The following is a 25,749-nucleotide window of genomic DNA, read 5'->3' on the forward strand; positions in this document are numbered from 1 at the left end:
CTTTTTATTGGCGATAAGATGAAGCAGCGTTAGAAGTTAACCTGCAAACCAAAATTGATGTTACGTGTAAGCGGGTAACGCCCGGTTCCATTATCCGATTCGGGATCAATGATCTTCACTTTATCCCAGGTAAGCAGGTTTAACCCGTTTACAAAAAACCTTGCAGTTGAAATTTTATACTTACCCATTAAACTCTGCGGAAGCGTATAACCTATTTCAGCATTCTTCAGGCGAAGAAAACTACCGTCCACCATATACAAGGTATTACTCCACCTGTAGTTATTCTCACTGATCATATCTATCACCAGCGGATATTTTGCCCCTGAATTGTCTGCACCTGGTATAAAACGGTTATCATAATACTCCCTGATAACGTTGTTTACACCAAAGCCTTCATTAAAGGCATACATTGATGGACCTTGCAGAAAAATATTGGTTTTTGCTGCTCCCTGGAAGAACATGCTCAGGTCAAAATTTTTGTAAACAACGGTACCACCAAAACCAAAGATCATTTGCGGAGTACGTGCAAAGCCGGTGTAAACTCTATCATTGGCATCAATTTTACCATCGCCATTTACATCCCTGAACTTGATATCACCAGGACGCACCGTAGATTGAAAGGTCTGAACCGGGCTGTTTTTGATCTCCTCTTCATTCTGGAACAAACCAATGGCCTCCAGCACATAAGGTTGCCCGATCATCGTACCATTGGGATGTTGATAAGGAAAGCGGGTAGGTGGAATAGCCGATTCTATCACCTTATTTTTTGCATAGGTAAAGGTTCCTCTTAAAGAATACTGTAGTTCGTAAGATGTAGTATTTTTCAATTCGATCATACCATCAAAACCCCGGTTATTGGCTTTGCCCAGGTTACCATAAGGAATGGTCCACGGATAAATACCCGTAAAGAAAGGAAGATCTGCCCTTTGTATCAGGATCGCCGAACGGTCTTCATTAAAGAAATCAGCCTGCACCACTATCTTTCCTTTCAACAACTCTACATCCAAACCTATATTGGTCTTGTCAGCAACTTCCCAGGTAACGTTGGGATTGCCAATCCTATTCTCATCGATACCCGGATAATTGATCATATCACTCCCAAACATATAAGACTGTGCAGTAGATGTATTTACAGATGTCAGGAAGAGGAAGCGGGATCCGCCAATGGCATCGTTACCCACTTTTCCGTAAGAGCCTCTGATTTTCAGCACGGAAATAGGGTTATTATCACCCCAGAAATTTTCCCTGGATACTACCCAGCCTGCAGAAACAGAAGGAAAGAAGCCGTATTTCTGCCCGGGAGGAAAATTCTCTGAACCATTGTAACCAAAATTACCTTCAATTAAATAACGCTCCATATAATCATAGGTAACCCTTGCTGCATAGCCGCGTCTCCGGTAAGGCACACTATTAATTCGATCAGTGGTTGTAATATCATTAAATTCATTTTGATTGAAAAGCAGTAATCCAGATACGCCATGAACACCAAAATTCCGGTTATAATTTAGCTTCGCCTCATAGTAGATATTTTTATTGGCTGTGTTTCCAACACTTAAACCGAGCGGCGTTTCTTCCCTTATAACCTGGTATCTATCCTGACCATTTTCTTTATAGTATCTCCGCATTGGAAAATTTTTTGCACGTACTTTATTAGCAAAGTAGTAGTTATCATAACCAAACCTTCCGCTCATTTCTAACCCTTTGGTAACGAGCCTTGACAGATCCCACTTAGCAGACAAGGTACCCTGAAGAGTACTTTTATCCTGTTGTGTATAGCCGGAATATCCTACCAGGCCCCATGGATTAGCATTTACTGCAGAACCTGCTCCTAAAGAGCCATCGGGATTATACAGGGGGAAGTTCATAGGGGTAACTTTGCGAAGCGCGCCCAAAATACCATCGCTCGATGTGCCTGGGTAGTTCTGGCTTTCGATAATACTTCCCAGTCCCAATTCCAATACAAAGCTTTTCGATAAGTTCATATCAATATTCGTCCGGAAATTATATCTCCTGAAATTAGCATTAGTATTGTACTTGCTATCTTCCGGCTTTTTCCAGATACCATTTTGCTCTGTATAACCGATATTAGCAAAGTACCTTACTGTTTCACCGCCACCCGAAACATTCAGGTTGTTGATGGTTTGAAATGTTCTTTTATTCATTACGACATCTGTCCAGTCTACATTGGGGAACAGATAAGGATCGGAACCATCGGAATATTTTCTCACTTCTTCGGCGGTATACTCTGGCCCCTTACCTACATTCGTACGCGCCTCGTTCATCAGCGTAGCATACTCTCCGGCATTTATATAATCAGGTAAGCGCTGGGCATACAAATTGGCGTACTCTGAACGTAATACAACTCTGGGTTTACCGGCTTTACCACGTTTGGTAGTGATCAGTATAACACCATTGGCGCCCCTCACTCCATACACAGCAGTAGCTGACGCGTCTTTAAGAATAGAAAATGTTTCTATCTCCATTGCATTGATATTATTCAAGGGACGCTCGATACCATCTACAAAAACGAGTGGCGCCGTGCTGGCTCCTGCAAATGTGGCAACACCCCTTATAAATACCTGGGCTGCATCAGCACCCGGCTCGCCGCTGGATTGCCTTGTTATAATACCAGGCAACCTTCCGCCTATAGCATTCGATAACTGCGCTACCGCCGAACGTTCGATATCCTTCATACTAACAGAGGATACGGCGCCGGTAAGTGTGGTCTTTTTCTGGCGGCCAAAACCCACTACTACAACCTCATCCATTTTGGCCCGATTCTCATCGTAGATCAATGTGAATGTTCTTTCGCCCTCGCTACCCGTCAATACACGAAGCGTGATATAACCTATATTACTAATAATAAGGCTATCATTAGGGTCATTTACTTCCAGCAAAAATTTACCGTTTGCATCTGAAATGGCTGTCTTATTGGTTCTCGGTATTAATGCTGAAGCCCCCACCAGCACATTTCCATTTCCATCCTTTACATAGCCATTCAGCACATAAGACTGTGCGCTACTTCCTAACGAGATAAAGAGTAACAGAACGATTAAAACACGCCCCCTTCGCTTTGCAGGATGTAATGCAAAGGGCGATAGTAATGGCAATATGCCACCATAAGCAACTGTCCGGTTTTTGAACATGGCAAACAATTTTTCGTTAAATGATGCACAAATATATTTTTCACCATAAACCTCTTCCCGAAATTTCATCTCATTTTTTCATCAAACCGTCTCAATTTTTAAAAACTTGCTGAAACACTATTTCTTGTTGCGATGTAACAGTGTTGTCTTTGAATAAAATATCATCCCTACCCGTCCGGTCAGTCGGGCCTTCGGGATTATACTATTATGATAAAATGAGACATGCTTGTTCTGAGCCCCTTAAACCTTCGGGCATCTGTGAAAAAAATTGTATGTTTGATTAAACAGGTTGCATTGAGATCCTTCTTCATTATCATATTCCTTTGCATTAATATCGGCGTTTTTAGCCATCGCTCTTATGGCCAGCGTTATTATTTTGAACACTACCAGGTAGAGCAGGGTATTTCCAATAATACCGCCAGCTGTGTGATACAGGATCAAAAAGGATTTATTTGGGTGGGCACTAAAGATGGGCTCAACCGTTTTGATGGGTATACTTTCAAAGTATTCAGACATGAAAAAAATGACAGTGCCAGCTTAGGCAATAATTCCGTATGGAAATTGTTTGAAAGCAGCGATGGCACCATCTGGGTAGGAACTGAACATGGCGTTTTTGCTTACGACCCTGAACTGGAAACTTTTTCACATGCAGCAGGCACACCTAAACAACTGGTTAGAGCCATGGTTGAAGACTCAGATGGGAATATGTGGTTTATCATCAACTTCAAGCTCTACATGTTGTCTGCTAAAACAAAAAAGTAACCGCTATACAGGGAGAGCAACTTGATTTTTGTACTTCATTAACGCTCTCTACCAAAAAAGAAATATGGGTAGCTACTATGTATGGCAGTATTGGCCGGTTTAATGTAACAGATAAAAAATTCCAATTCTATTCGCTCTTTAACCATTCTCCCGCGCCGGTATCTCCGTGGCTTGAACGAATATTCGACAGCGGAGAAGGCTATCTTTTGATAGGCACCGCTACGCAGGGGATAAAAAAACTCGACCTGGCAAATAACACTTACGAGGATGTATTGATCTATAACGCCGACAATACAGAAATATTCGCCCGTGATTTTCTGAAGATAAAACCTGATGAATATTGGATCGCAACCGAAAGTGGCATTTACATCTACAACACTACGCATCACACCTTCGTTAACTTAAGAAAAGACTATCAAAATCCTTATGCTATCAGCGACAATGCCGTTTATTCTTTCTGCAAAGACAAACAGGGAGGCATCTGGATAGGCACTTATTTTGGTGGGATTAATTATCTTCCCAATAAAAGTCTGGTTTTTCAAAAGTATTTTCCTCAATTCGGAACCGGCACTATTAAAGCAAACGCTATACGGGAGATCACATCAGATGATAAGGAAAATTTATGGATCGGTACCGAAGATGATGGGCTGTATCAATTCAATCCCCAAACAGGAATCTTTTCTAACTACAAACCAACGCAGAAGGGACAAAGCATTGCACATACCAATATCCATGGCCTTGCCTACGCTCAAAACAAACTTTGGATCGGCACATTTGAGCATGGCCTCAACGCTATGAATCTGCCTTCAGGCACCGTTGCATCGCACTACACCAGCAACCTAACCACCCGGCTAAGAAGTAACTTTATACATAGCTTATATAAAACGGTGAAGGATGACTTATGGGTAGGCACTTCGAACGGGATCTACATTTACAATCAAAAAGAAAACAATTTTATAACACCCGATTATTTCCCTAAAGATGCTTTTTATTCTTCGATCCTTGAGCTTTCGGATGGATCGATTATAGCGGGTACTTTCCAGGATGGCCTGCATTATTACTCGCCATTGCGAAACACATACGGTCGTATTCAAATCATAAAAAACAATATCAACCTCCTTGCAGAAAATCGCATTACTTACCTTTTTGAAGCGAAGGATAAAACTATATGGATCGCTTCGGAAGATAAATTGTACAACGTAAATACGAAAACCAATAATGTGCTAATCTTTTCAACCAGCACCGGGCTGCCCAGTAATATGATATATACCATTGCGGAAGACGGCAGTAACAACAAATGGATCACTACCTCAAGAGGACTGGTGTTAATGGATCCTCAATACAAAATATTACGCATTTTCACTAAAATGGATGGGCTCCTCAATGATCAGTTTAATTACTCATCCTGCTATAAAACTAAAGACGGCACCATTTATTTAGGAAGTGTAAAAGGACTGGTTAGCTTTAACCCGGAGGATTTAAAAATGGAGCATTACACGCCACCTGTTTACATAACCAGTATATCTTTTTCAATAACTCACTATCTGTAAACCCCGAAAAAGGACCATTACGCCGATCAGCACTTATTACTGATGAGATAGTATTGCCGCATGATCAATCAACATTTCATATAGATTTTGCTGCACTTAACTTCACATCGCCCGGTAATATTGAGTATGCCTACAAACTCGAATACCTGGATAAAAAATGGAACTATATAAAAAAAGCAGGCGGGTGTATTTTACCAATTTATCACCCGGTTCCTACCTGTTCCGTGTGAGATCTACCGACGGTGATAGCAAATGGTCACCCAATGAAAAAACGCTCCGGATACAAATCCTCCCTCCCTGGTGGCGTACGAACTGGGCTTATTTCATTTACTCTGCACTGGCAGCCTTAGGTGTTTGGGGTATTGTTGCCTTTTATCATAACCGCCAATTGGACAAGCAGCAGAGAAGCATGGAAGTGTTTGAGCGCATTAAAGAGAAGGAAATGTATGAATCTAAGATAGATTTTTTTACGAAAATCGCACACGAAATACGAACGCCTTTGACGCTTATTAAAGCACCTTTGGAAAAACTGATGCGGGGACTGACCTCCGCACCGCAAAAAGAAAAGTACCTGGCCGTTATGAATAAGAACACGGACCGGCTACTGGACCTCACCAATCAATTGCTCGATTTTCGCCGCCTGGAAGCAGGTGCTTTTACCTTATCACTCGAAGAAAGAAATATCAATGATCTCGCTACAAACATCTGGAACAATTTTCTTCCATTAGCTGAAAGCAAAGGGATAAAAATAAACTTCGAAGCGCAGCGCTCGTATTCCTGCAAGGTAGATGAAGAAGCTACTACCAAGATCATCAGCAACCTGCTGGATAACGCCATAAAGTATTGCAACAGCGTGGTACAAGTATCTGTTACCGGAGATGAAAATGGTTTTGCAACGATACAAGTTAGTAACGACGGGCCTTTGATACCAGCAGACTTAAGAAAAAAATATTTGAACCTTTTTTCAGATCAAAAAAACAGATAAAATTACAGGCACAGGCCTGGGGCTTGCCTTATCCAGATCATTGGCAGAATTGCAGGGAGGCAGCTTATCAATGCATGTAACGAATATTTTAAATGTTTTTGTGCTTAAATTGCCCACTCAAGTGTAAATAATGGAACCCAACTCTGAAAAGCCATCTATACTAATTGTAGATGACAACGAAGACATACTTGATTTCTTAAAGGATGATCTCGGCGAACTCTACACGATATTTACGGCACCCGATGGGGTTAAGGCATTGTCTGTTTTAAATGAGCAGGTAGTACAGCTGGTGATCAGCGATGTGATGATGCCCGAAATGGATGGTATTGAACTATGCGAAAAAATAAAATCCAATTTTGAGTTCAGCCATATTCCAGTTATTTTGCTGACGGCTAAAAACACATTGCAGGCAAAAATTGAAGGGCTTAATACAGGCGCTGATGCTTACATTGAAAAACCGTTTTCTCCCGAGCATGTGGCAGCCCAGGTGCTTAGCCTTTTAAACAACCGTAACAAAATAAAAGAGTATTTTGCCCAATCACCCTTTGCCCATATTAAGAGTATAGCGCACTCCAAAATGGACGAAGAGTTCCTGGATAAGATGAACAACTTTATAGTGGAGCATATCTCAGATACCGCATTAGATGTAGATCATCTGGCAGTTGCCATGAATATGAGTCGTGCTACGTTTTATAGAAAGGTGAAATCTATTTCCAATCTTTCACCCTATGAAATGATCAATATATCGAGGTTGAAAAAAGCAGTTGAACTAATGAACACCCGCATGTTTCCTTTAAGCGAAATTGCCGAGAGGGTAGGCTATCAGACTTTAACACAACTGGGAAGAAATTTTCAGAAACAATTCAGGCTTACACCCAGCGAATACCTGCAACTGAAAAAGTAAATGATGGTTTAAGCTACTTCGCCGGGGTTTCCGAAAATAACTGTAAAGGTGCTCCCCTCATTAACTTTACTTTCAACGTGTATTGATCCGCCTAAAGCTTCTATCTGCGTTTTAATAAGGTACAAGCCAACTCCTTTGCTATCCCTTCCCTGATGAAACACCTGGTTTAGCTTAAATACCTTATCGCCGAATTTATCCATATCTATACCCACACCATTATCGCTAACCTGTAATGTAATAATCCCTTCTTCGTCCCGGCTGCTCTTGATCTGTATTTGGGTGGCGGCAACCAGGCTCCTGTACTTAATACTATTACTCACAAGGTTGTACAAAATACTCTCTAGATAAGGTAAAGGGTAGTGTATTTTTGTCACGTCGAGCTTTCTTTGAATAGTAATATTCTTTCCCAGAATATCGCCGGTAAGCTGTCCTATAACGCCGTTAATAGTGCTTTCAAAGTCACACTCATCCAATGGCAGTTCCCTGTTTAACCTGATCTCCGCAATATTTAATAAGGTCTCCAGGTTATTGGTCATAGATATACCAATCGTATCCAGCAATGATGCCAACTCATCTATAGTGAATGTTTCCGCCAGCACATTGGCTTCTTCCAGGTCAGAACTTACACCACATTTTACCAATAATACTTTTGTCAGCAAATTAATATTTTTGGAAGGTCCACGCAGGTTGTGTGCTATAGCATGGCTTATCTCTTCCAATTCTTTCACTTTGCTTAATAGCTTGTTCTGGGTACTACTGAGCTCAACATTCTTGGTTCTCAACTCGTGGGTGAGCGCTTTTCTTGCGCTTATATCCACCAGCTGGGATATAAAAACAGCGGTTGCATAGCCGCATCTCTCACTACCGAAGTGGTCAGCAGCATCCAGGTAACTTTTCCGTTTTTAGTAATGTACCTTTTCTCTATACTATAATTATCGGCCTGGTTGTTTAAAACTTTTTGCATGAGGTCCAAATCTCGATCCAGGTCTTCGGGATAAGTAATATCCTGAAATGTGAGCTCATAAAACTCCTGTCGCGTATATCCTAACATCTTACACAACGCATCGTTTACCGCATTCCATTTACCCTGGGGACTAACAACAGCCATACCCGTACCGGAAAGATTAAAATACGTAGCAAAAGTTTTTTCACTCGCTCGCAACTCAGCTTCAGTATGTATACGTTCCGTAATATCCTGCGCAAAAGCTATAACATATTGTTCTCCATCCGGATTATTAAAAAGGTAATTCTTGTAGAGTAAATGCTTGATACTGCCATCACCGGCAACAATACTCAGCTCTCCCTCCGCAGTGGGGTTTGTTTTGATAAGATCAAGGTACTGCGACTGTACCTCGTTCTTAATTTTCGCCGGAACCAGGTCAACAATATTCTTGCCGATCAACTCATCGTAAGTATATTGAAATACTGAAGTTGCGTAAGGGTTTATGTTGAGGATATTACCCTGGAGATCATGCGTACAAATAATGCCGAGACTATTGTCAAATATTATTTTGTAACGCATCTTGTCTTCAATATGAACAAGATCCTGTAATTTTCGCTCATGAATATCCTTATGTGTTCCAATAAAGCGCAACGGCTTGCCATCTTCGCTGTAAGTAGCCACCACTCCCCTGCTTAATATCCAGCGATAACTACCATCCTTACATCGATACCTGACCTCTGATGTATAAATAGGAATTTTACCGGCAAGCAAGTCTTTCATGATACCTGCGGAAGCAATCAGGTCATCCGGGTGTATTTTAGCTCCCCAGTCATCGATTGTAACTATCTCTTTTTGCGAATAGCCAAAAATCTCTTCCCATTTGGGAGAAAAGAAAATCCTGTTTGTTTGCAGGTTTACATCCCAAATGCCATCGCCTACTGCATCCAACGCAAGGCTCCAGCGATCGTCTACAATTTCTTTTACGTCGGTCTTTTCTACAACTACCAAAGCAAATTCATCACTGTAAGAAGCGGGTATTATTTTAATCTGGAACTTAACGGCCTTGCCGTGTAAAGTAATATTATATTCAAAAAATTGCGGCTCTCCCAGTTCGAAAAGTTTCCTTATAGAAGCAACGCATTCTCTGATGATGGCATCGTTATTAATATCAGAAGCATTTAATCCCAAATAAAGGGCGCGCCCCTGTTCTTCATCTTCTTTTTTTGTGCCCATACATTCGTAATCTCCTCGGTTCTTGAAACCTCAAAAATGCGGAATGCAAAACTTTTAAATGCCTTTATAACGGGCTCCCTACTGGTATCGACAGGGTCACTATCCATGAAATAAAGTTAAGAAAGAAACTTGAGCAGAAGGCCTGCCGCATATATGTGATCCCTAAAAAATAAAAGATGTTTCAGGCGTAATAATCTCAAGAGATTTGGTTGCAGAGGCTTCTACACGACCAACTATCTGCGCCTGCACACCTAAACTTTGCGCAACGCTGATCATTGCTGCAGCATCGGCTTCATTGGTGTAAATTTCAAGACGTGTGCCCATATTAAATACCTGGTACATTTCGCGGGCGTCGGCACCGCTTGCTTCCTGGATAATATCAAAAATAACGGGAGGCGTAAACAGGTTATCCTTTACAATCTTCACATTATCGGGCACATACTTCATACACTTGGTTTGCCCGCCGCCGCTGCAATGTATCAATCCGTTGATGGCATCAAAATGCTCTTCCAATAATATCTTCATCACGGGCGCAAAGGTTCGTGTAGGACTTAAAACCAGCTTTCCAACTGTAGTATCAACGCCATCAACTGTTATGACATCTGTAAGCCTGTGCTTACCAATATAAACCACTTCATCGCTCAGCTTCGGCTCAAAAGTTTCAGGATACTGTTCTGCATAAAATTTATTCAGCACATCATGTCTCGCACTGGTGAGGCCATTACTCGCGAGACCGCTGTTATATTCTGTTTCATAGCTGGCTTTACCAAAAGACGCAAGGCCTACGATTACATTGCCGGGTTTAATTTTTTCGTTGGTGATCAGTTTGTTTTTAGGCCATCTTGCCACCATCGTACCATTAACCGCCATGGTGCGTACCACATCTCCCACATCAGCCGTCTCTCCACCCATGAAAGTAATATTTACCCCCAGGCTTTCATCGCATCGAAAAACTCCTGACTACCATTGATCACTTCACTCAACACTTCGGCAGGTATCAGGGTTTTGTTTCTGTCTATTGTTGAAGAAAAGGCCAGTTTATCGTAAATCCCCACACAAAGCAGGTCATCCAGGTTCATTACAATAGCATCCTGGGCAATCCCCTTCCAGATGCCCGCATCTCCCGTTTCTTTCCAATACAGGTAGGCCAGAATACTTTTAGTACCCGCTCCATCTGCATGCATTACGTTCACCCAATCAGGATCGCCTACCAATACATCTGCATAAATTTTACAAAAAGCATTTTCGTAGAGACCTTTATCCAGCTTTTTTACCGCTTCATGTACTTCTTCTTTCTGGGCAGACACACCTCTTTTGGAATATAACGACATTCTTTTACTTATTTTATTAAACCTGCTTCTAACATTTTACCTGTTGGAACCTATTTCAGTTCGCCGCGAAGATAAAACAAAAGGAGGTTCATTAATAACAGCTTATTGCGCACCTTCTCCGCGAACTTTTCAACATTTCAACCGGTAAACTTATTTTTGCGTTTCATGCAAATTCATTACGATATTAATCAGTTGCCGGTTTTTAAAAACGCGGTGGTTACCATCGGCACTTTTGATGGTGTACACGAAGGTCATAAGAAAATAATCGACCAATTGACTAAAACAGCGCAGCAAGCGGGTGGAGAGTCCGTTATTATCACCTTTCACCCTCATCCGCGTAAAATCGTTTCCTCCTCCATACTCGGCATTCGTTTAATTAATACCTTAAGTGAAAAAACCGAATTACTGGAGCAATTGGGAATCAATCACTTAGTAATAACGCCTTTTACGGAGGTTTTTGCAAACCAGGAGCCGGAAGATTATTTGAAAGACTTCCTGATCGATAAATTCCACCCGCACACCATTATCATTGGTTACGATCATCATTTCGGAAAAAACCGAAAGGGCAATTACAAGCTGTTAGAAAGCTACCAGGAGAAATACGGATACCATCTTAAAGAGATTCCCAAACACATACTGGATCATATAGGCATCAGCTCCACCAAAATACGCGAATCTATTCTTAACGGGGATACGGCTACTACCAATCACCTGTTGGGATATAATTTCTTTTTGAAGGCGAAGTGGTACATGGCGACAAATTGGGGAGAGAGCTGGGCTACCCTACGGCCAATTTGAAAGTGCAGAACGAAGAAAAAATACTGCCTTGCGACGGCATATACGCTGTTTACGCCTCGGTAAAAAATATAGAAGGCAACTATGGCCCCATTTTTAAAGGGATGATGAGTATTGGCTTCCGCCCCACCGTTGATGGCACCAAAAGAGTGGTTGAGGTAAATCTTTTTGATTTCCAGGCCGACATTTATGGCAAAACCCTTCGGGTTTATGTAAAGCAGTATTTACGATCGGAAGAAAAATTCGATAGCCTGGAGGCATTGGTGAAGAAAATAGACAACGATAAGGAAGAAAGCCTGAAAGTGCTGTAGGATACCCCACCATCTATTGCCACTACATTTGTTTTCAATTTGAAAACAAATTCGTATCTTTATGGAGTGAACATCATCAACCGAAAAACAATTATCTACTATTCTGAACGGTATCCTAAAGCTAAAAATCAACTGCTGACATGGTACACCGAAATGTTAAAAAAGGAGTTTGATAATTTTAATCAGTTGAAGGAACAGTATAGGAATGCAAGCATCGTAAATAACCAGCGGGTAGTTTTTAATATTAAAGGCAATGAGTACCGACTGGTAGTTTCTATTAATTTTCTACGAAAAGCATGCTACACTATTTGGTTCGGTACACACCAGGAGTATAATAAAATTGATGTATTCACTATTTCTTATGACCTGGATCTGTAAAACTCAAACATCATGAACTGGAAAGTTATAAAAACAGAAAATGAACACCGAAAAGCTGTAAAAAGAGCTATGGAGATCTTTCACGCTGAACCCGGCACAGCCGAAGACGACGAACTAGGTGTGTTGCTTGTGCTTATAAAAGATTATGAGGAAAGAACCATTAAAATGCCACAGGTAGACATATTGGAAGTGATAAAAGATAAAATGCAGGAGCAGGGGTTGAAAAACAAAGATATTGAACCATTTATCGGCAGCAAGGGACATGTGTCTTCTGTACTTTCGGGAAGAAGAGAGATCACGCTTAAAATGGCTCAACGTCTTCGCGATTTTTTCAATTTACCGGCCGAATTATTTTTATCCGCAAATTAAGGAATAGTCTTGTTCGCACATTTCAACTATTTTTGATATATGGAAGTAAATGACGCATTGGTTGATAAATTAGCACATCTTTCGAAACTGACTTTTACCGAGCAGGAGAAAAAGATATTTCCAGGGATCTTCAAAACATGATCGGTTTTGTGGAGAAGTTGAATGAACTGGACCTGAAAGATGTGGAACCATTAATGCACATGAGTGAAGAGATCAATGTACTTCGCGAAGACGAGATCAAAGGATCTGCCAGTCGCGACGAAGCGCTGCAAAATGCACCGGAAACCGACGGCCGGTTTTTCCTGGTGCCTAAAGTGATTAAGAAGTGAGTGAAGAATGATCAATACTGAGTAATCAGTTATCAATAAAAAATAAAGCTCAATCCTTTGCCAGGCATTATCCATATTGAACAGTTGTGTAAAAGCTATTTTATGGGCCAGCAGGAACTGCAGGTGCTGAAAGGCGTTTCATTGGATATACACAAAAACGAGTATGTATCTTTAATGGGACCTTCCGGTAGCGGCAAGAGTACGCTGATGAATATACTGGGTTGCCTGGATAGTCCTACCGCAGGCACTTATATTTTAAACGGGCATGATGTAAGCAAGATGCATGACAACTCTCTGGCCGAAGTGCGTAACAAAGAGATTGGGTTTGTGTTTCAGCAGTTCAACCTACTGCCCCGCTTAACCGCGCTTGAAAACGTAGCACTGCCGCTTATTTACGCGGGCGTTTCCAAAACCAACGCAATGAAAAAGCCATGCAGGTATTGGAAAAAGTGAATCTTACCGATCGCAGCCATCATAAACCTAATGAGCTGAGCGGCGGACAATGCCAGCGCGTGGCTATTGCAAGGGCATTGGTGAATGATCCATCCATTATACTTGCTGATGAGCCTACCGGCAACCTGGATACCAAAACTTCCTACGAGATCATGGACATATTTGGGAAAATACACGCCGGAGGTAACACGGTGGTATTGGTTACTCACGAAGAAGATATCGCGCAACACTCTCACCGGATTGTACGTTTAAGAGATGGTTTAATTGAAACCGACAAAAGGGTCGAAAGTCCTACCCTTGCCAAAATTTAGAAACCAGAAGTTTAAGATTGCAACTTCAAGGTTGTATCTCATATTTGCCATTCCAAACGATATTAAATACGGAGGTCCCCTCAAAAACAAACTTCAAATTTTTAATCCTGAACATTTTGAATAATGGCTTTTAAGATCTACACAAAAACCGGGGACAAGGGTAAAACTTCGTTGATCGGCGGCACAAAAGTTTCGAAGGGTGACCTCCGCATTGAAAGCTATGGAACGGTAGATGAGTTGAATTCTCATGTAGGTTTATGTAAAGATCTATTACAGGATGCCACAAGCGTACAAACATTACAGGAAATACAGGACCGGCTTTTTACTATCGGGGCCGAGTTGGCCTGCGATCCGGATAAAACCACTAAAGTAACAATCCCCGACCTGCACGAAACTGATATTGAACTCCTGGAAAAAGAGATCGACCGGATGGAGTCAAAGCTCGAACCGCTAAAAACCTTTATTCTGCCGGGTGGACACCCAACGGTATCACAGCTCCATATAGCACGCACTGTTTGCCGTAGGTCAGAACGTTGCTGCGTACGTCTGGCTAATGAAACCACCGTTGATCTACTCCTCCTAAAATACCTGAACCGGCTGAGCGATTATTTATTTGTGCTGGCCAGGTATTCAGGACACCTGTTAAACGTTGCTGATATACCCTGGAAACCGGGAATAACTAGCTAATCACACGAGCCCAAAAACACTTACGCAAATATTAACATTTGAAAGCCATCGCTTATCCGAGCTTTTTATAATTTAGTAAATGAACTAAATTTATGAGAAACTTACTGCTTTCCATTTTATTCGCTTTCATTGTATTGGTCCCGTTATCGGGCTGTTCCTGGGCTGTTTTATATTATGCTACCAATACGTTAGATGAGCCCTGCACGATCCGTATAAAATTTTCAGACGGGGAACATTTACGTTATAAAAAAGAAATTCGTTACAGCAATATTGTTATCAAAAAAGTGAACAAAGCTACTTACGAACGACTAAACGATACGCTTCACTTTAGAAAATTAAACGCCAATGTTATCGAACTGGTGCTGCCACCTAAAAGCACAGCTGCAATAGATGTTAGCTGGAGCACAAGCCAGTCCATGGACAGTGTGATATTTACAAGCACTCAAAAAACAATTGCTTACTCCAGGAATTCCTATGGCAAATCGCAAAAGGTATCGGGAGGACCATTTTCGAAGTTTGGGCAATCTTTATTATACACCATTAAATAAAAACCTCAGGTTTTTGAGGTATCCTTTCACTGATAACAGTTAAGTAATATCGATTGCTAAAAAGAATAGCTGCCCGATTGCAACTCATAAACCCTGTACCCGTTTTCATTGGAAAGTTTTTGAATGCGCCCTTTCACCTCGCTGATTAATATATTTTCCTTGTCGCCTATTTTCAAAACAGCTGTAGTATTAGGTGGCACGGTTAGCTTTAATTGTAACTGCCCGGCACTACGCTTCCAGTAGGTTTCAATTACACCGGAAGGTGCGTCAAAGCTGGCAGTCACCCACGACAATTTAGTGTTGCCCAGGTTGGGTTGCTGAATAATGATATGGGAAAATCCCGGTCCGCTTTTCTTAATCCCTCCAAGCCCTTCAATAAACCAGGCCCCGGGAAATAAAAAGGAACTATGTAATAAAGAATGACCCGGCAGATTTTTCTCCCACATTTCCCAGATTGTAGTGGCACCATTTTCTTTCATATATCCCCACCCGGGATAATTAGTTTTGGACAGCATCGTAAAAATAAGATCATCACGTTGCTCCTGCCTCAGCAACTTAAAAAGCACTGTACCACCAGTGATGCCGGCGGATACATTGCCTTTGCTTTTTATGAGAATTTCATTCTCCAAAGACTGCATCACTTTAGTACGAAGTTCAGCAGGTACCATTTCTGATAAGAGAGCCATTGCGAGGTTAGCGAGACTACCATCTGAATACGTATTTGCCGCAGCATTAAAAAACTTCCTGTGAATGGCGTCGGCAGCACTATTGGCTTTACGCTCCCATTCCAACGCATCCTTATCCTGTCCTAAAACCTGCGCTACTTTTTGAGCTGTTCTTAGATTATAAATCCGGTAACAATTATTAAAGAACAGCGTTTGCGGTTTATCATTATTCATACCCTCAGCGGTGGCATTGGGCCACAGCCAATCTCCTAAAAAATCCCACTCACCGCCAAATCTTTTCAGCATATTATTTTCTACCTGGGTATCCAAAAATGACAGCCAGTTTTTCATCAGCTGATAATTCTGTTCAAGGATCTTCTTATCTCCATAATACTCATAAACATACCAGGGTAACGAAACTACAATACCACCCCATGCAGGTCCGCCGCCACCCCAGTACGTGGGTGCTGTATGCGGCAAAATACCATTATTGAGTAAACGGCCGCGGGTCACAGCCTTGCGCGCCGTTTTGCTGTCATACATATTTCCCACCATCGATTCCGTCCCCTGCACATCGCGCCAGTCCTGCATCCATTTGGTGTAAAATGCTCCCAGCTTATAATTAAACATGCCGGTTTCGCTGGTCGCATGCGCATCGCCACCATAGCCCATACGTTCCCGCTGCGGGCAATCTACAACATAGCCGCCTAAAGACAGGTTTTCAAAAGTCCAGCGAACTTTATCATAAATCCAATTCATTAATGTATCCGAGGATTTAAAGGTAGCGGCTGTTTCATAGTTCGTTCTTGCCAACCAGCCGGTAATGTCTTCAAGCCTGGGCGCTTCTTTTTGCCCCCTTATAGTTACCCAGCGGCCAGAGCTATAATTAAAGCGATTTCGAAAAATGCCTTTACCAGTTTTACCAATAATAAAACTGCTCCTGATATTAAAAGTGGTCTCCATCTCCTTTCTTTCGGAAAAATTAAAACGGATGGTATCACCAGGCTGACCGCTTACAGGTATTTCTGTCCAGCCGGCAAAATTAGTTCCGAAATCAACCCGGTAACTCCCATCGGGCCTGTGTTCTATGCCTATTGGTTTGATTGGCGTTAGCAGCCTGTTCTCTTCAACCATTTGAGCGGACACTAACAATTGCGGACGATACACTTCCACATGCTTCCAACCATTCATAGCATCACCCTCTACATTCCAATCCTTATCAAACCGGCGATCATCCCACAGCTCACCGCCCATATTTGAAAAATCCCATACACCTAATAATTTGTTGGGACTCTTTGTCTTCCATTCCTTGTCGGTCATCAAACTATCAAAAGGAGCATCTGTTGTAGACGGATTCTTACTCTTGTAAAAAAAGCCTGTGCAGTAACGATAGGCGTTAGCGGACGACCGCTATTTTCAAGATGATAAGGTCCAAAAACAGACCATGATGTGCCCAACCAAAGTCCTACTATGTTTTCGCCTTTGCGAACAAGTTGCGTGATATCATAAGAGATATAACGTGCTCTTTTGGTATGATCTGTTACCGCGGGAGCCAGAATACCATCTCCCACTTTAACACCATTTACATACAGCTCATGATAGCCCACTGATGCTATATATATAAACGCCCGCCCCGTTTGCTCTTTAAGTGTAAATGTCTTCTTCAGCCAGGGGTCCCATATATTACAATCAGCCCTACCAGGGATAAAACGCTGATCATCCCCGATCCATTGTCCTCTCCATTCTTTCTGGTCAAAAAAACCGGTTGTAAAACTATTCACATCGCTCCATGCAGATACCCGGGCTCCTTCATCCTTTATACAAACCTTCCAGTAATAAGTTCTGTCAGACATTAAAGGCCGCCCCTCGTAAGGCACCTGCTGCGTTTGCGATGAGGTCACCCATTTGGAATCCCATACATCACCTTTATTTTTTTGAAGCAACTCAGGCGTTGAGGCAACAATAACACGATAAGCCTGTTGGCGTTGGGCATACAAATCATCCCTAAGCGATCTTAGCTTCCACCCCAAACGTGGTTGCTGCTCATCGATACCTTTTGGACTTTTCAGGTATTCACAGGTCAGGTCGTACAAGCCGAGTCTTTCCTTTTTATTGGGAACAGCAAAAGAACTAAAACTTATAATGAGCAGCAACAATAATACAGTAATCGGTTTATGGTTCATTCCGGGATTTTTGGCAAACAGGTAATAAGCTATAAATATACACCGTTTTCAACATTGTCCATCTTAATACGAGAACGTTACCGGCCGCTACTATATTCAGTTTCATGGGATTCATAACTATTTTTTAAAACAATCGGTTGCGCATTTAGCCGGTAAATAAGGAATAGTTCATTATATTAGCCCCTCAAAATACTATTTGCAATGTCATATCCTTTTCAGATTACATCTTTAGAACAATATCATACCGATTATAAAAAAGCCTTGAAGACCCTGAAGGTTTCTGGAGCGGAGTAGCCGACAGTTTTGAATGGAGAAAAAACAGCCTTTCAGCAAAAAAGGCCTGGAATGGAACTTTACAGAACCTTCTGTAAAATGGTTTGAAGGCGCTAAATTGAATATAACAGAGAACTGCCTTGACAGGCACCTGGAATCTATAGGTGACCGGCCGGCGATCATATGGGAGCCTAATGATCCCAACGAAAAAGTAAGAACACTTACCTATAAAGTATTGCACAAAAAGGTATGCGAATTTGCACAGGTATTACGCAACAACGGGGTTAAAAAAGGCGACCGTGTTTGTATTTATATGGGCATGATACCCGAGCTTGTTGTAGCAGTTTTAGGTTGTGCCCGTATAGGCGCCATTCACTCCGTAATATTCGGAGGGTTCTCTGCGCAGAGCATCGCCGACAGATTATATGATGCGGAAGCCGAGTTTATTATTACCTGCGATGGCGCTTTCCGCGGAGCAAAAGACATTCCTCTAAAGTCAATTATAGATGATGCTTTAATTGGCAACCGTAACGTTAAAAGAGTGATTGTGCATACCCGTACCCGTACTCCCGTAAGTATGATCAAGGGGCGTGATGTATGGTGGAGAGATGAGGTGGAAGATGTAGTAGAAAGCATGAGTGAGGAAGTATTAAAGGTACCTGCAGAAGAAATGGATGCTGAAGATCCCTTGTTCATCTTATACACTTCAGGTAGCACGGGCAAACCTAAGGGTGTAGTGCATACCACTGCGGCTATATGTTATGGACTACTTACACTTTTGTGAATGTCTTTCAATATAACCCGGGAGATGTATTTTTCTGCACTGCAGATATTGGCTGGATTACCGGCCATAGCTATATCGCCTATGGTCCGTTATTAGCTGGCGCTACCTGCCTGATGTTTGAAGGCATCCCTACCTGGCCTGACGCAGGCCGGTTCTGGGAAATTGTGGACAAGCATAAAGTAAATACACTTTATACGGCTCCTACAGCCATCCGTTCTTTAATGAGCTATGGCCTGGATCCATTGAAAGATAAAGATCTGTCCAGCCTGAAAGTATTAGGAACCGTTGGCGAGCCTATTAACGAGGAAGCATGGCACTGGTATGATGAACATATCGGTAAGAAAAAATGCCCGATAGTGGATACCTGGTGGCAAACAGAAACAGGTGGTATATTAATATCAAACCTGGCTGGTGTAACACCTGCAAAACCAAGCTGGGCAACGCTTCCATTGCCGGGTGTAAAACCAGTACTGGTAGACGAAAAAGGTGAAGAAGTAACCGAATTAACGGACACCCACTATAGCGGTAATCTTTGTTTAACGATGCCCTGGCCGGGAATACTCCGCACCACCTGGGGTGATCATGAACGTTGCAGACAAACCTATTTCAGCACTTATGAAAATAAGTACTTTACCGGGGATGGCGCTTTTAAAGATGAAGAAGGTAATTTCCGTATTACCGGGCGCGTAGACGATGTATTGAATGTAAGCGGGCACAGGCTAGGCACCGCTGAAGTGGAGAATGCCATTAATATGATGGCAGGAGTTGTAGAAAGTGCGGTAGTAGGTTATCCGCATGAATTAAAAGGCCAGGGTATTTATGCATACGTTGTACTGGATGGACGTAACCGGCACGAAGAAGATGACCAACTTACCAAGCAGGATCTGTTAGCAACCGTTTCCCGTATTATTGGTCCGATTGCCAAACCAGACAAAATCCAATTTGTGAGCGCGCTGCCTAAAACCCGAAGTGGTAAGATCATGCGCCGCATTTTACGCAAGGTAGCTGAAGGCGAGCTGGAAAACCTGGGTGACACTTCGACCCTGTTGGACCCTGCAGTAGTAGATGAAATAAAAGAAGGTAAAATATAATTTTGATCTATATCTGCAAACAGGCCGTAGTTGAAACCACGGCCTGTTTGTTTAAACAATATCCCGCACAAATCGCCTCACCTGTTCCATATCTTTAACACCAGGTTCCATTTCAAACTTACTATTCACATCCAGTGAGAAAACATGATTTACTGATATAAATTCTTTCAACTGCGCTGCATCATCGACACCGATGCCACCACTAAAAAATAAGGCTTATTGATTGAAGTTCGTTCTAAAACCGACCAATCAAATTTCTTCCCTGTGCCGCCATATTCCTGCGCTTTGGTATCAAATAAAAAATAATCGACACAGTCTTCGTAAGAAGCAAGCACTTCATTTAAATTTTCATCACCCTTCACCCGAAAGGCTTTAATAACGGTAGTTTCAGCCGATAAGGCCTTACAATGTTCTGGTGTTTCATCGCCATGCAGCTGTACAGCGTCCAACCCATAATCAGTAACTATTTGCAAAATCTTTTCCGCTGTTTCATTTACAAAAACGCCAACTTTTTGTATACCGCTAAAAGCTTTTAAGTTTGCTGCGACTACTTTGCTGCCGACAAACCTGGGCGATTTTTCATAAAAAATAAACCCTGCATAATCAACCCCCAAAGCAGCCAGCTCTTCCACCTGTTGCATGGAGGTCATACCACATACTTTTATCCGGGGTTGGTTCATTCTGCCGCTTTTAGTTGTTCCACAAATATTTGAAACGCTGCAGGCGTATCAGGTTGCTTCATAAAATATTCTCCAATCAGGAACCCTTTAAAGCCATTTTGTCTAAAGATCAAAATATCATCAATTTTATCGATACCACTCTCTGCAATCTTTATTTTATCGGCAGGTAATTTTTCAGCCATACGAAGGCTGCGTTCAATATCTACACTAAAGGTTCTAAGATCACGATTGTTAATTCCTACAATTTTTGTCGCGTCACAAATATGCTCTAACTCTTCTTCCGCATGTAGCTCCAGTATAGTCTGTAATCCCAATGAGGCCGCGAATTCAGCAAGGTGCTTCACTTCTGCAGGTGTGAGGCAGGCAGCAATTAACAAAATAACATCAGCACCAATTGATTTAGCTTCTGTTATTTGATATTCGTCTACAATAAAATCCTTTCTCAATATCGGCACTTCATTGGCTCTTGCTTCAATTAAATCGGCATCCGAACCACCAAAGAAATTTTCGTCTGTCAACACCGATAAACAGGCCGCCCCATAACGTGTATAGGCAGCTGTAATTTCTGTTACATTAGCATCTTGCTTAATGAATCCTTTTGAAGGGGACTTTCTTTTAAACTCAGCAATAATACCAGTACCATCTGGCTTTAACAAAGAATCAGATAAAGATCGAACCGGTAAAGCAAAAGCCGGTCTGGCTTCCAGTTCTTTTATAGAAGTCCGGGCTTTTCTATCCGCGACTTCTGTTCTCTTATGTGCTACAATGGTATCTAAAATATTCATGATCTTTTATACAAAATACAGTATCAAAAAATAGGTTTTATACATGCTCCGTTACTGTAAAGAAATTAATTTTTGCAAACAGGCATTGGCCTTACCAGACCTCAGGCTTTCTTTTGCAGCGGCAAACGCATCAGCATAGCTGGCAAACGATTCCGTCACCTGCAAAGCAATAGCCGCATTAGCTAACACTACAGCTTCTTGCTCAGGAGTTCCATTACCTTCTAAAATAGATTTAAAGATATGAGCAGCTTCGGCCACGGTGCTACCGCCCGAAATGGCTTCAGGCTTCACTTCCAGCCCGGCTAACTGAAAGGCCGACAATATCTTTTCTCCTGCGGAGTTAAGAGCTTGCTATCACCGGTAAGCGATACTTCATCATAACCATCCAATCCATGCACTATGGCAAACTTGTTAGACTGCTGTTGCAAAAGATAGTTATACAACCGCGCCATCTCGAGGCTATAAACGCCGATGATGCTGTAAGCCGGAAACGCCGGGTTTACTAACGGTCCAAGCATATTGAAAAAGTACGCATGCCCAGGTTTTTCCGTATGGGCCCTACATTTTTTAATGCCGGGTGAAATAGCGGTGCATGCAAAAAACAAATATTAGCCTCTTCCAATTCTTTCCGAAGCGCATCGCCATCGTTCTTGAACCGATAGCCCATGGACTCAATTACATTGGAGGAACCACTAATTGCTGATGCACCGTAGTTACCATGCTTACTTACTTTTATACCTGCACCTGCCACAATAAAACAGGATAAGGTAGAGATATTAAAAGTATTCTTCCCATCTCCACCGGTACCTACTATATCAAGCGTGGTCAGTCCGCTAAAATCCACGCGCACACAAAGCTCTAAAAGAGCGTCCTGGAAGCCCTGTAACTCCTGTAAGGTTATGCTACGCATCAGGAACACGGTCATAAAGGCAGTAACTTCATGCTCGTTATAAACACCTTTCCCAATGTTCACCAATGCTTCCTTAGCCGTTTGCCTGTCTAATGTTTTATGCTCAAATAATGAGCTTAATATTTTTTCATTTGAAATATTAATGGTCAAAAATCTATGTACTAGGCCTTCAACCAGTTTCTTAATATCTGCTCTCCTTTCGGGGTCAACACACTTTCGGGGTGAAACTGTACGCCACGTACATCAAAGGTTTTATGCTGCAATGCCATGATCATGTCATTCTCGTCCACAGCAGTTATTTCCAGCTCCTCGGGAAACCCATCCCTTGACACCACCCATGAATGATAGCGCCCCACATCAAATTGTTCACCTAACCCTGCAAAGAGTTCAACATCTTTTTTACAACCTTGCAAGGAGTGGCCACACCATGATATACTTTCGACAGGTTAGTCAGCTTCCCGCCAAAAGCCTCACCGATAGCCTGCTGGCCTAAACACACACCCAATATGGATTTAGACGCAGCATATTCTTTGATCAGCGGCAATAATAGTCCTGCTTCTTCCGGTATACCAGGGCCCGGGGAAAGAATGATTTTATCATAGTCTTTTACCTGCTCCAGTGTTATCTGGTCATTGCGATACACTTCTACTTTTTGATGTAATATTTTTTCAACCAGGTGAACGAGGTTATAAGTAAAAGAATCGTAGTTATCGAAAACGAGAAGTTTCATTATAAATAAAAATGTAGATAATTAATATTGAATGTACCTGCGATTAGATGGTTTGAGCTACTTCTATTGCCTTTTTTAAAGCACCCAGTTTGTTATTAACTTCCTGCAGTTCACTTTCGGGAATGCTGGCAGCTACCACACCGGCGCCGGCCTGGTAATACAATGTATTGTTACGGCTAAGGAAAGTGCGGATCATAATAGCCTGGTTGCAGCTTCCGTTAAAGCCCATAAAACCAACAGCGCCGCCATAATAGCTACGTAAAGTAGGCTCATACTGGTTGATGAGCTGCATGGCCTTAATTTTAGGAGCACCACTCAATGTACCTGCAGGAAAAGTTTTCGCTAACAGTTCAAATGCATTGGTTGTATTATTTACAGTACCCACTACTTCGCTTACCAGGTGTATTACATGAGAGTAAAAATGAGTCTCCCTGAAATGCGCCACTTTAACATCGTAGCACCCGCGGCTCAAATCATTACGGGCCAGGTCTACCAACATCACATGTTCTGCATTTTCTTTCGGATCGTTCTCCAATCGTATCGTTTCTGCAGCATCCTGCTTATCATCGCCGGTACGTTTAACCGTACCCGCTATAGGATGTACAACCGCCTGGCCATTGTTAATGATCAGCTGTGATTCAGGAGATGATCCCATGATCTTATAATCGCCATAATCAAAGAAGAACAAATAGGGCGAGGGATTGATATTGCGCAATGCACGATATACATTAAACTCATCGCCATTAAAAGATTGCTGAAACCTTCGGCTTAAAACAATCTGGAAAACATCGCCCCGGTAGCAATGGCAATACCCTGTTTCACCATATTGCGATAATTATCATCACTCATATTGGAGCTTTCTCCTCCATTGGTGCTAAAAGGATATACCGGAACATCTTTTCCGCGAATAAGCGATATTAATGCAGCTTTGTCACTGTCGATCCCTGCTATTTCATTTTCGCATATAAACAGTTCATCCCTGAAATGATTAATGGCTATGACATATTGGTACAGACGATAGCGCATCAATGGGATCGCCTCTTCATCCACCTGGAATACAGCGCCCGGGATTGTTTCAAAAAACGGATCGCATCATAAGAAGTATAACCATAAAGTCCCTGCGCATAAGCAGCTACCTTATGAGCCGATGCCTCTATATCAAAACGCTGCATAAATCCATTCAGCACATCGGTAATAGAATCCCCCTGTTGAAATGGAAATGTTTCGGCAGTGTGTCCGGGAAGCTTTATTTCCATCTTCTCAGAAGATGAAATCTCAATGCCTCCGATGGCATTTACTCCTATAAAAGACCAGCTATTTTCGGCCACATGATTATCTGTACTTTCCAGCAGGATCGTGTCTCTAAACCTGTCCCTCAAACGCAGGTAAATTCCTACTGGCGTAAACACATCAGCCAGCATGGAGGTAACGGTAGTTTTAATTGTTATTTTTGCATGTTTATCAAGCTAAGGCCAAAGGCTAATATTTTTATTTAAATGGAAACCAACAAAAAACCCCGGTAGTACCGGGGTTCTTGTATATCATTCATCTTTATGATGCGCAGCATTACAATACCCCATTAGAGTTTGCGTGCCACCACCAAAAAGATTTTTTTCATTTTTCATGGTCACAAATATAATAGTTAATTGATTGCAGACAAATTTTTATTTGTGCGAACATCCCAAGCTCCTCGATCATTTTATGATAACCACTCAATCATCATATCCTTAATACAAAAAAACCGGCAATGCCGGTTTAAAGAGTTTATCCAACTGAAAAATGTGGCGATGGCTTATAGCTCCTATTATAAATAAACAAGCAGCTGCCGTTCTTTATAGTTTGTATAATCGGCTTTGTAAGCGCTGTTGGAATAGCAGGGCAACCATGACTGCGGCCAATATATCCCTGTGCATCAATAAAGGACTGGCTTACATACGGAGCACCATGAATTACAATCGCCCTACGCATCGCATTGGTATTCAGATTTTGCTCTAGGCCTTTCAGCTTTAGTGAATAGCCTTTGCTTCCGCTATAGGTTTGATCTGTAATATAAAAGCCCAAACTGCTTTTATGTGATTCATTGGTATTGCTGAAGAATTCAGCCATTTCCTTACCCGTATTACGGCCATGGGCCACCCAGGTATTGAATAACATTTTATAATTCTTTACATCGATAATATACATCCTTTTTTGGCTGCTGGGCTGATCAAAATCGATAATCGTTAGCACAGAGTCATTTTGCAAAACCCCTTCTTCATCTAGTTTTTTAAAGCCATTCATCGCATAAGTAAATGCATCATGCGATAATCCCTGCTCATCTAATTCAAGACTATCATATACCAATTCAAGTGTACTTGCCTCATTATCGGCTTCGTTTAAAACTTTATTATCTGTTTCTACTTCTGGCTTATTAATTGTTTCTATTTTATTAATCGTCCAGGACAAAAAAGCTACTGACAACACACTAAATCCCAATAGCCGCAAATATTTTTTTAATTGCATACGCTCTCCTTTAATTCTTTTTTATATTAAAAATTATAAGTATGTCTTTCTATAAGAACGTGTAGAATTTTCGGTAGGGGACTTTATAAACGTGAATAAAAAGCGATTATT

Annotated in this window: 27 protein-coding genes and 4 pseudogenes; 14 read left to right on the forward strand and 17 right to left on the reverse strand. The window is 41.8% G+C overall.

Annotated features, from left to right (window positions below; translation table 11 throughout):
* Positions 1 to 29: 29 nt before the first annotated feature.
* Entirely contained in the window at positions 30 to 3,215 is a 3,186-nt protein-coding gene (locus tag MKP07_RS32425) for a SusC/RagA family TonB-linked outer membrane protein (RefSeq protein ID WP_240852219.1), read from the reverse strand.
* Between the two features lie 207 nt (positions 3,216 to 3,422).
* On the opposite strand from MKP07_RS32425, the gene MKP07_RS32430 reads away from it, so the two are divergent.
* From MKP07_RS32430 to MKP07_RS32445, 4 genes are all read left to right on the forward strand, one after another.
* Entirely contained in the window at positions 3,423 to 3,908 is a 486-nt protein-coding gene (locus tag MKP07_RS32430; protein ID WP_240852220.1) for a ligand-binding sensor domain-containing protein, read from the forward strand.
* Positions 3,909 to 3,985: 77 nt separating this feature from the next.
* A complete protein-coding gene (locus MKP07_RS32435) occupies positions 3,986 to 5,458 on the forward strand; it encodes a ligand-binding sensor domain-containing protein (protein WP_240852221.1) in 1,473 nt (490 codons plus the stop codon).
* Positions 5,459 to 5,615: 157 nt separating this feature from the next.
* Complete coding sequence (locus MKP07_RS32440; protein WP_240852222.1) at positions 5,616 to 6,443, forward strand: ATP-binding protein; 828 nt, start codon at positions 5,616 to 5,618, stop codon at positions 6,441 to 6,443.
* A 130-nt stretch (positions 6,444 to 6,573) separates the two neighbouring features.
* Positions 6,574 to 7,347, forward strand: a complete 774-nt coding sequence (locus MKP07_RS32445; protein ID WP_240852223.1) for a response regulator transcription factor — start codon at positions 6,574 to 6,576, stop codon at positions 7,345 to 7,347.
* An 8-nt stretch (positions 7,348 to 7,355) separates the two neighbouring features.
* Here the strand turns inward: MKP07_RS32445 and MKP07_RS32450 are convergent, their stop codons facing one another.
* The 4 genes from MKP07_RS32450 to MKP07_RS32465 form a co-directional block, all read right to left on the reverse strand.
* A complete protein-coding gene (locus MKP07_RS32450) occupies positions 7,356 to 8,165 on the reverse strand; it encodes a sensor histidine kinase (protein WP_240852224.1) in 810 nt (269 codons plus the stop codon).
* Positions 8,156 to 9,523 (reverse strand): PAS domain-containing protein, encoded by a 1,368-nt coding sequence (locus tag MKP07_RS32455; RefSeq protein WP_240852225.1) that lies wholly within the window; start codon positions 9,521 to 9,523, stop codon positions 8,156 to 8,158. The genes MKP07_RS32450 and MKP07_RS32455 overlap by 10 nt, the downstream gene beginning before the upstream one ends.
* A 162-nt stretch (positions 9,524 to 9,685) precedes the next feature.
* Positions 9,686 to 10,435 carry an AIR synthase-related protein gene (locus MKP07_RS32460; RefSeq protein WP_240852226.1) on the reverse strand — a complete coding sequence of 250 codons (750 nt, stop codon included), beginning with the start codon at positions 10,433 to 10,435 and terminating at the stop codon, positions 9,686 to 9,688.
* 11 nt (positions 10,436 to 10,446) lie between these two features.
* Positions 10,447 to 10,854, reverse strand: coding sequence for an AIR synthase related protein (locus tag MKP07_RS32465; protein ID WP_240852227.1), 408 nt, complete (start codon positions 10,852 to 10,854; stop codon positions 10,447 to 10,449).
* Positions 10,855 to 11,019: 165 nt separating this feature from the next.
* Between MKP07_RS32465 and MKP07_RS32470 the strand changes: the two genes are divergently transcribed.
* The 8 genes and pseudogenes from MKP07_RS32470 to MKP07_RS32505 all read left to right on the forward strand — a co-directional run bounded on the left by MKP07_RS32470 (position 11,020) and on the right by MKP07_RS32505 (position 15,035).
* On the forward strand, positions 11,020 to 11,652 hold the full coding sequence (locus tag MKP07_RS32470; RefSeq protein ID WP_240852228.1) for an adenylyltransferase/cytidyltransferase family protein: 633 nt from the start codon (positions 11,020 to 11,022) through the stop codon (positions 11,650 to 11,652).
* Positions 11,598 to 11,960, forward strand: a complete 363-nt coding sequence (locus tag MKP07_RS32475; RefSeq protein ID WP_240852229.1) for a riboflavin kinase — start codon at positions 11,598 to 11,600, stop codon at positions 11,958 to 11,960. Before MKP07_RS32470 ends, MKP07_RS32475 begins: the two co-directional genes overlap by 55 nt.
* Before the next feature lie 39 nt (positions 11,961 to 11,999).
* Complete coding sequence (locus tag MKP07_RS32480; protein WP_240852230.1) at positions 12,000 to 12,338, forward strand: type II toxin-antitoxin system HigB family toxin; 339 nt, start codon at positions 12,000 to 12,002, stop codon at positions 12,336 to 12,338.
* Positions 12,339 to 12,350: 12 nt separating this feature from the next.
* Positions 12,351 to 12,707, forward strand: coding sequence for a helix-turn-helix domain-containing protein (locus tag MKP07_RS32485; protein WP_240852231.1), 357 nt, complete (start codon positions 12,351 to 12,353; stop codon positions 12,705 to 12,707).
* Positions 12,708 to 12,844: 137 nt separating this feature from the next.
* Positions 12,845 to 13,036: an Asp-tRNA(Asn)/Glu-tRNA(Gln) amidotransferase subunit GatC gene (gene gatC / locus MKP07_RS32490; protein ID WP_240852232.1), complete on the forward strand. Its 192-nt coding sequence runs from the start codon at positions 12,845 to 12,847 to the stop codon at positions 13,034 to 13,036.
* Between the two features lie 102 nt (positions 13,037 to 13,138).
* Positions 13,139 to 13,800: pseudogene (locus MKP07_RS43280) on the forward strand (ABC transporter ATP-binding protein).
* A 123-nt stretch (positions 13,801 to 13,923) separates the two neighbouring features.
* A complete protein-coding gene (locus tag MKP07_RS32500; protein ID WP_240852233.1) occupies positions 13,924 to 14,487 on the forward strand; it encodes a cob(I)yrinic acid a,c-diamide adenosyltransferase in 564 nt (187 codons plus the stop codon).
* Positions 14,488 to 14,579: 92 nt separating this feature from the next.
* A complete protein-coding gene (locus MKP07_RS32505) occupies positions 14,580 to 15,035 on the forward strand; it encodes a hypothetical protein (protein WP_240852234.1) in 456 nt (151 codons plus the stop codon).
* Positions 15,036 to 15,091: 56 nt separating this feature from the next.
* Here MKP07_RS32505 and MKP07_RS32510 read toward each other — a convergent pair whose 3' ends face one another.
* Positions 15,092 to 17,020 (reverse strand): family 78 glycoside hydrolase catalytic domain, encoded by a 1,929-nt coding sequence (locus MKP07_RS32510; protein ID WP_240852235.1) that lies wholly within the window; start codon positions 17,018 to 17,020, stop codon positions 15,092 to 15,094.
* Entirely contained in the window at positions 17,020 to 17,883 is an 864-nt protein-coding gene (locus MKP07_RS32515; RefSeq protein WP_240852236.1) for a glycoside hydrolase family 78 protein, read from the reverse strand. The genes MKP07_RS32510 and MKP07_RS32515 overlap by 1 nt, the downstream gene beginning before the upstream one ends.
* 307 nt (positions 17,884 to 18,190) lie before the next feature.
* On the opposite strand from MKP07_RS32515, the pseudogene MKP07_RS41665 reads away from it, so the two are divergent.
* A pseudogene (locus MKP07_RS41665) lies at positions 18,191 to 19,425 on the forward strand (AMP-binding protein); the annotation flags it as partial.
* A 57-nt stretch (positions 19,426 to 19,482) separates the two neighbouring features.
* Positions 19,483 to 20,031: an AMP-binding enzyme gene (locus MKP07_RS41670; protein WP_394803757.1), complete on the forward strand. Its 549-nt coding sequence runs from the start codon at positions 19,483 to 19,485 to the stop codon at positions 20,029 to 20,031.
* A gap of 51 nt (positions 20,032 to 20,082) precedes the next feature.
* On the opposite strand, the pseudogene MKP07_RS32530 reads toward MKP07_RS41670, so the two are convergent.
* From MKP07_RS32530 to MKP07_RS32570, 10 genes and pseudogenes are all read right to left on the reverse strand, one after another.
* A pseudogene (locus tag MKP07_RS32530) lies at positions 20,083 to 20,711 on the reverse strand (phosphoribosylanthranilate isomerase).
* Positions 20,708 to 21,496: an indole-3-glycerol phosphate synthase TrpC gene (gene trpC, locus MKP07_RS32535; protein ID WP_240852237.1), complete on the reverse strand. Its 789-nt coding sequence runs from the start codon at positions 21,494 to 21,496 to the stop codon at positions 20,708 to 20,710. The pseudogene MKP07_RS32530 and the gene trpC overlap by 4 nt, the downstream one beginning before the upstream one ends.
* Before the next feature lie 51 nt (positions 21,497 to 21,547).
* A complete protein-coding gene (locus MKP07_RS40340; protein ID WP_262920103.1) occupies positions 21,548 to 21,817 on the reverse strand; it encodes a hypothetical protein in 270 nt (89 codons plus the stop codon).
* Positions 21,799 to 22,556: pseudogene (gene trpD / locus MKP07_RS32545) on the reverse strand (anthranilate phosphoribosyltransferase). Before trpD ends, MKP07_RS40340 begins: the two are co-directional and overlap by 19 nt.
* An 11-nt stretch (positions 22,557 to 22,567) precedes the next feature.
* Positions 22,568 to 22,762: a glutamine amidotransferase-related protein gene (locus tag MKP07_RS43285; RefSeq protein ID WP_394803741.1), complete on the reverse strand. Its 195-nt coding sequence runs from the start codon at positions 22,760 to 22,762 to the stop codon at positions 22,568 to 22,570.
* A 14-nt stretch (positions 22,763 to 22,776) separates the two neighbouring features.
* On the reverse strand, positions 22,777 to 23,136 hold the full coding sequence (locus MKP07_RS43290) for an anthranilate synthase component II (protein ID WP_394803742.1): 360 nt from the start codon (positions 23,134 to 23,136) through the stop codon (positions 22,777 to 22,779).
* A 43-nt stretch (positions 23,137 to 23,179) separates the two neighbouring features.
* A complete protein-coding gene (locus MKP07_RS32555; protein ID WP_240852753.1) occupies positions 23,180 to 23,914 on the reverse strand; it encodes an anthranilate synthase component I family protein in 735 nt (244 codons plus the stop codon).
* Positions 23,905 to 24,162: a hypothetical protein gene (locus MKP07_RS32560; RefSeq protein ID WP_240852239.1), complete on the reverse strand. Its 258-nt coding sequence runs from the start codon at positions 24,160 to 24,162 to the stop codon at positions 23,905 to 23,907. Before MKP07_RS32560 ends, MKP07_RS32555 begins: the two co-directional genes overlap by 10 nt.
* Entirely contained in the window at positions 24,162 to 24,557 is a 396-nt protein-coding gene (locus tag MKP07_RS32565) for a hypothetical protein (protein ID WP_240852240.1), read from the reverse strand. The genes MKP07_RS32560 and MKP07_RS32565 overlap by 1 nt, the downstream gene beginning before the upstream one ends.
* Positions 24,558 to 24,900: 343 nt before the next feature.
* Complete coding sequence (locus MKP07_RS32570; RefSeq protein WP_240852241.1) at positions 24,901 to 25,638, reverse strand: murein L,D-transpeptidase catalytic domain family protein; 738 nt, start codon at positions 25,636 to 25,638, stop codon at positions 24,901 to 24,903.
* Between the last annotated feature and the right edge of the window lie 111 nt (positions 25,639 to 25,749).

Source organism: Paraniabella hibiscisoli (assembly GCF_022512515.1).
GTDB classification, from domain to species: domain Bacteria; phylum Bacteroidota; class Bacteroidia; order Chitinophagales; family Chitinophagaceae; genus Niabella; species Niabella hibiscisoli.

Excerpts from the sequence above, each read along its gene's own strand:
- MKP07_RS32425 (WP_240852219.1), bottom strand. The coding sequence starts at position 3,215 with ATGAAATTTCGGGAAGAGGTTTATGGTGAAAAATATATTTGTGCATCA.
- MKP07_RS32435 (WP_240852221.1), top strand. The coding sequence starts at position 3,986 with ATGTATGGCAGTATTGGCCGGTTTAATGTAACAGATAAAAAATTCCAA.
- MKP07_RS32440 (WP_240852222.1), top strand. The coding sequence starts at position 5,616 with ATGGAACTATATAAAAAAAGCAGGCGGGTGTATTTTACCAATTTATCA.
- MKP07_RS32445 (WP_240852223.1), top strand. The coding sequence starts at position 6,574 with ATGGAACCCAACTCTGAAAAGCCATCTATACTAATTGTAGATGACAAC.
- MKP07_RS32455 (WP_240852225.1), bottom strand. The coding sequence starts at position 9,523 with ATGGGCACAAAAAAAGAAGATGAAGAACAGGGGCGCGCCCTTTATTTG.
- MKP07_RS32460 (WP_240852226.1), bottom strand. The coding sequence starts at position 10,435 with ATGGGTGGAGAGACGGCTGATGTGGGAGATGTGGTACGCACCATGGCG.
- MKP07_RS32465 (WP_240852227.1), bottom strand. The coding sequence starts at position 10,854 with ATGTCGTTATATTCCAAAAGAGGTGTGTCTGCCCAGAAAGAAGAAGTA.
- MKP07_RS32470 (WP_240852228.1), top strand. The coding sequence starts at position 11,020 with ATGCAAATTCATTACGATATTAATCAGTTGCCGGTTTTTAAAAACGCG.
- MKP07_RS32485 (WP_240852231.1), top strand. The coding sequence starts at position 12,351 with ATGAACTGGAAAGTTATAAAAACAGAAAATGAACACCGAAAAGCTGTA.
- gatC (WP_240852232.1), top strand. The coding sequence starts at position 12,845 with ATGATCGGTTTTGTGGAGAAGTTGAATGAACTGGACCTGAAAGATGTG.
- MKP07_RS32500 (WP_240852233.1), top strand. The coding sequence starts at position 13,924 with ATGGCTTTTAAGATCTACACAAAAACCGGGGACAAGGGTAAAACTTCG.
- MKP07_RS32505 (WP_240852234.1), top strand. The coding sequence starts at position 14,580 with ATGAGAAACTTACTGCTTTCCATTTTATTCGCTTTCATTGTATTGGTC.
- MKP07_RS32510 (WP_240852235.1), bottom strand. The coding sequence starts at position 17,020 with ATGACCGACAAGGAATGGAAGACAAAGAGTCCCAACAAATTATTAGGT.
- MKP07_RS32515 (WP_240852236.1), bottom strand. The coding sequence starts at position 17,883 with ATGAACCATAAACCGATTACTGTATTATTGTTGCTGCTCATTATAAGT.
- MKP07_RS41670 (WP_394803757.1), top strand. The coding sequence starts at position 19,483 with ATGCCCTGGCCGGGAATACTCCGCACCACCTGGGGTGATCATGAACGT.
- trpC (WP_240852237.1), bottom strand. The coding sequence starts at position 21,496 with ATGAATATTTTAGATACCATTGTAGCACATAAGAGAACAGAAGTCGCG.
- MKP07_RS43290 (WP_394803742.1), bottom strand. The coding sequence starts at position 23,136 with ATGAAACTTCTCGTTTTCGATAACTACGATTCTTTTACTTATAACCTC.
- MKP07_RS32560 (WP_240852239.1), bottom strand. The coding sequence starts at position 24,162 with ATGCGCTATCGTCTGTACCAATATGTCATAGCCATTAATCATTTCAGG.
- MKP07_RS32565 (WP_240852240.1), bottom strand. The coding sequence starts at position 24,557 with ATGCTGGCTGATGTGTTTACGCCAGTAGGAATTTACCTGCGTTTGAGG.
- MKP07_RS32570 (WP_240852241.1), bottom strand. The coding sequence starts at position 25,638 with ATGCAATTAAAAAAATATTTGCGGCTATTGGGATTTAGTGTGTTGTCA.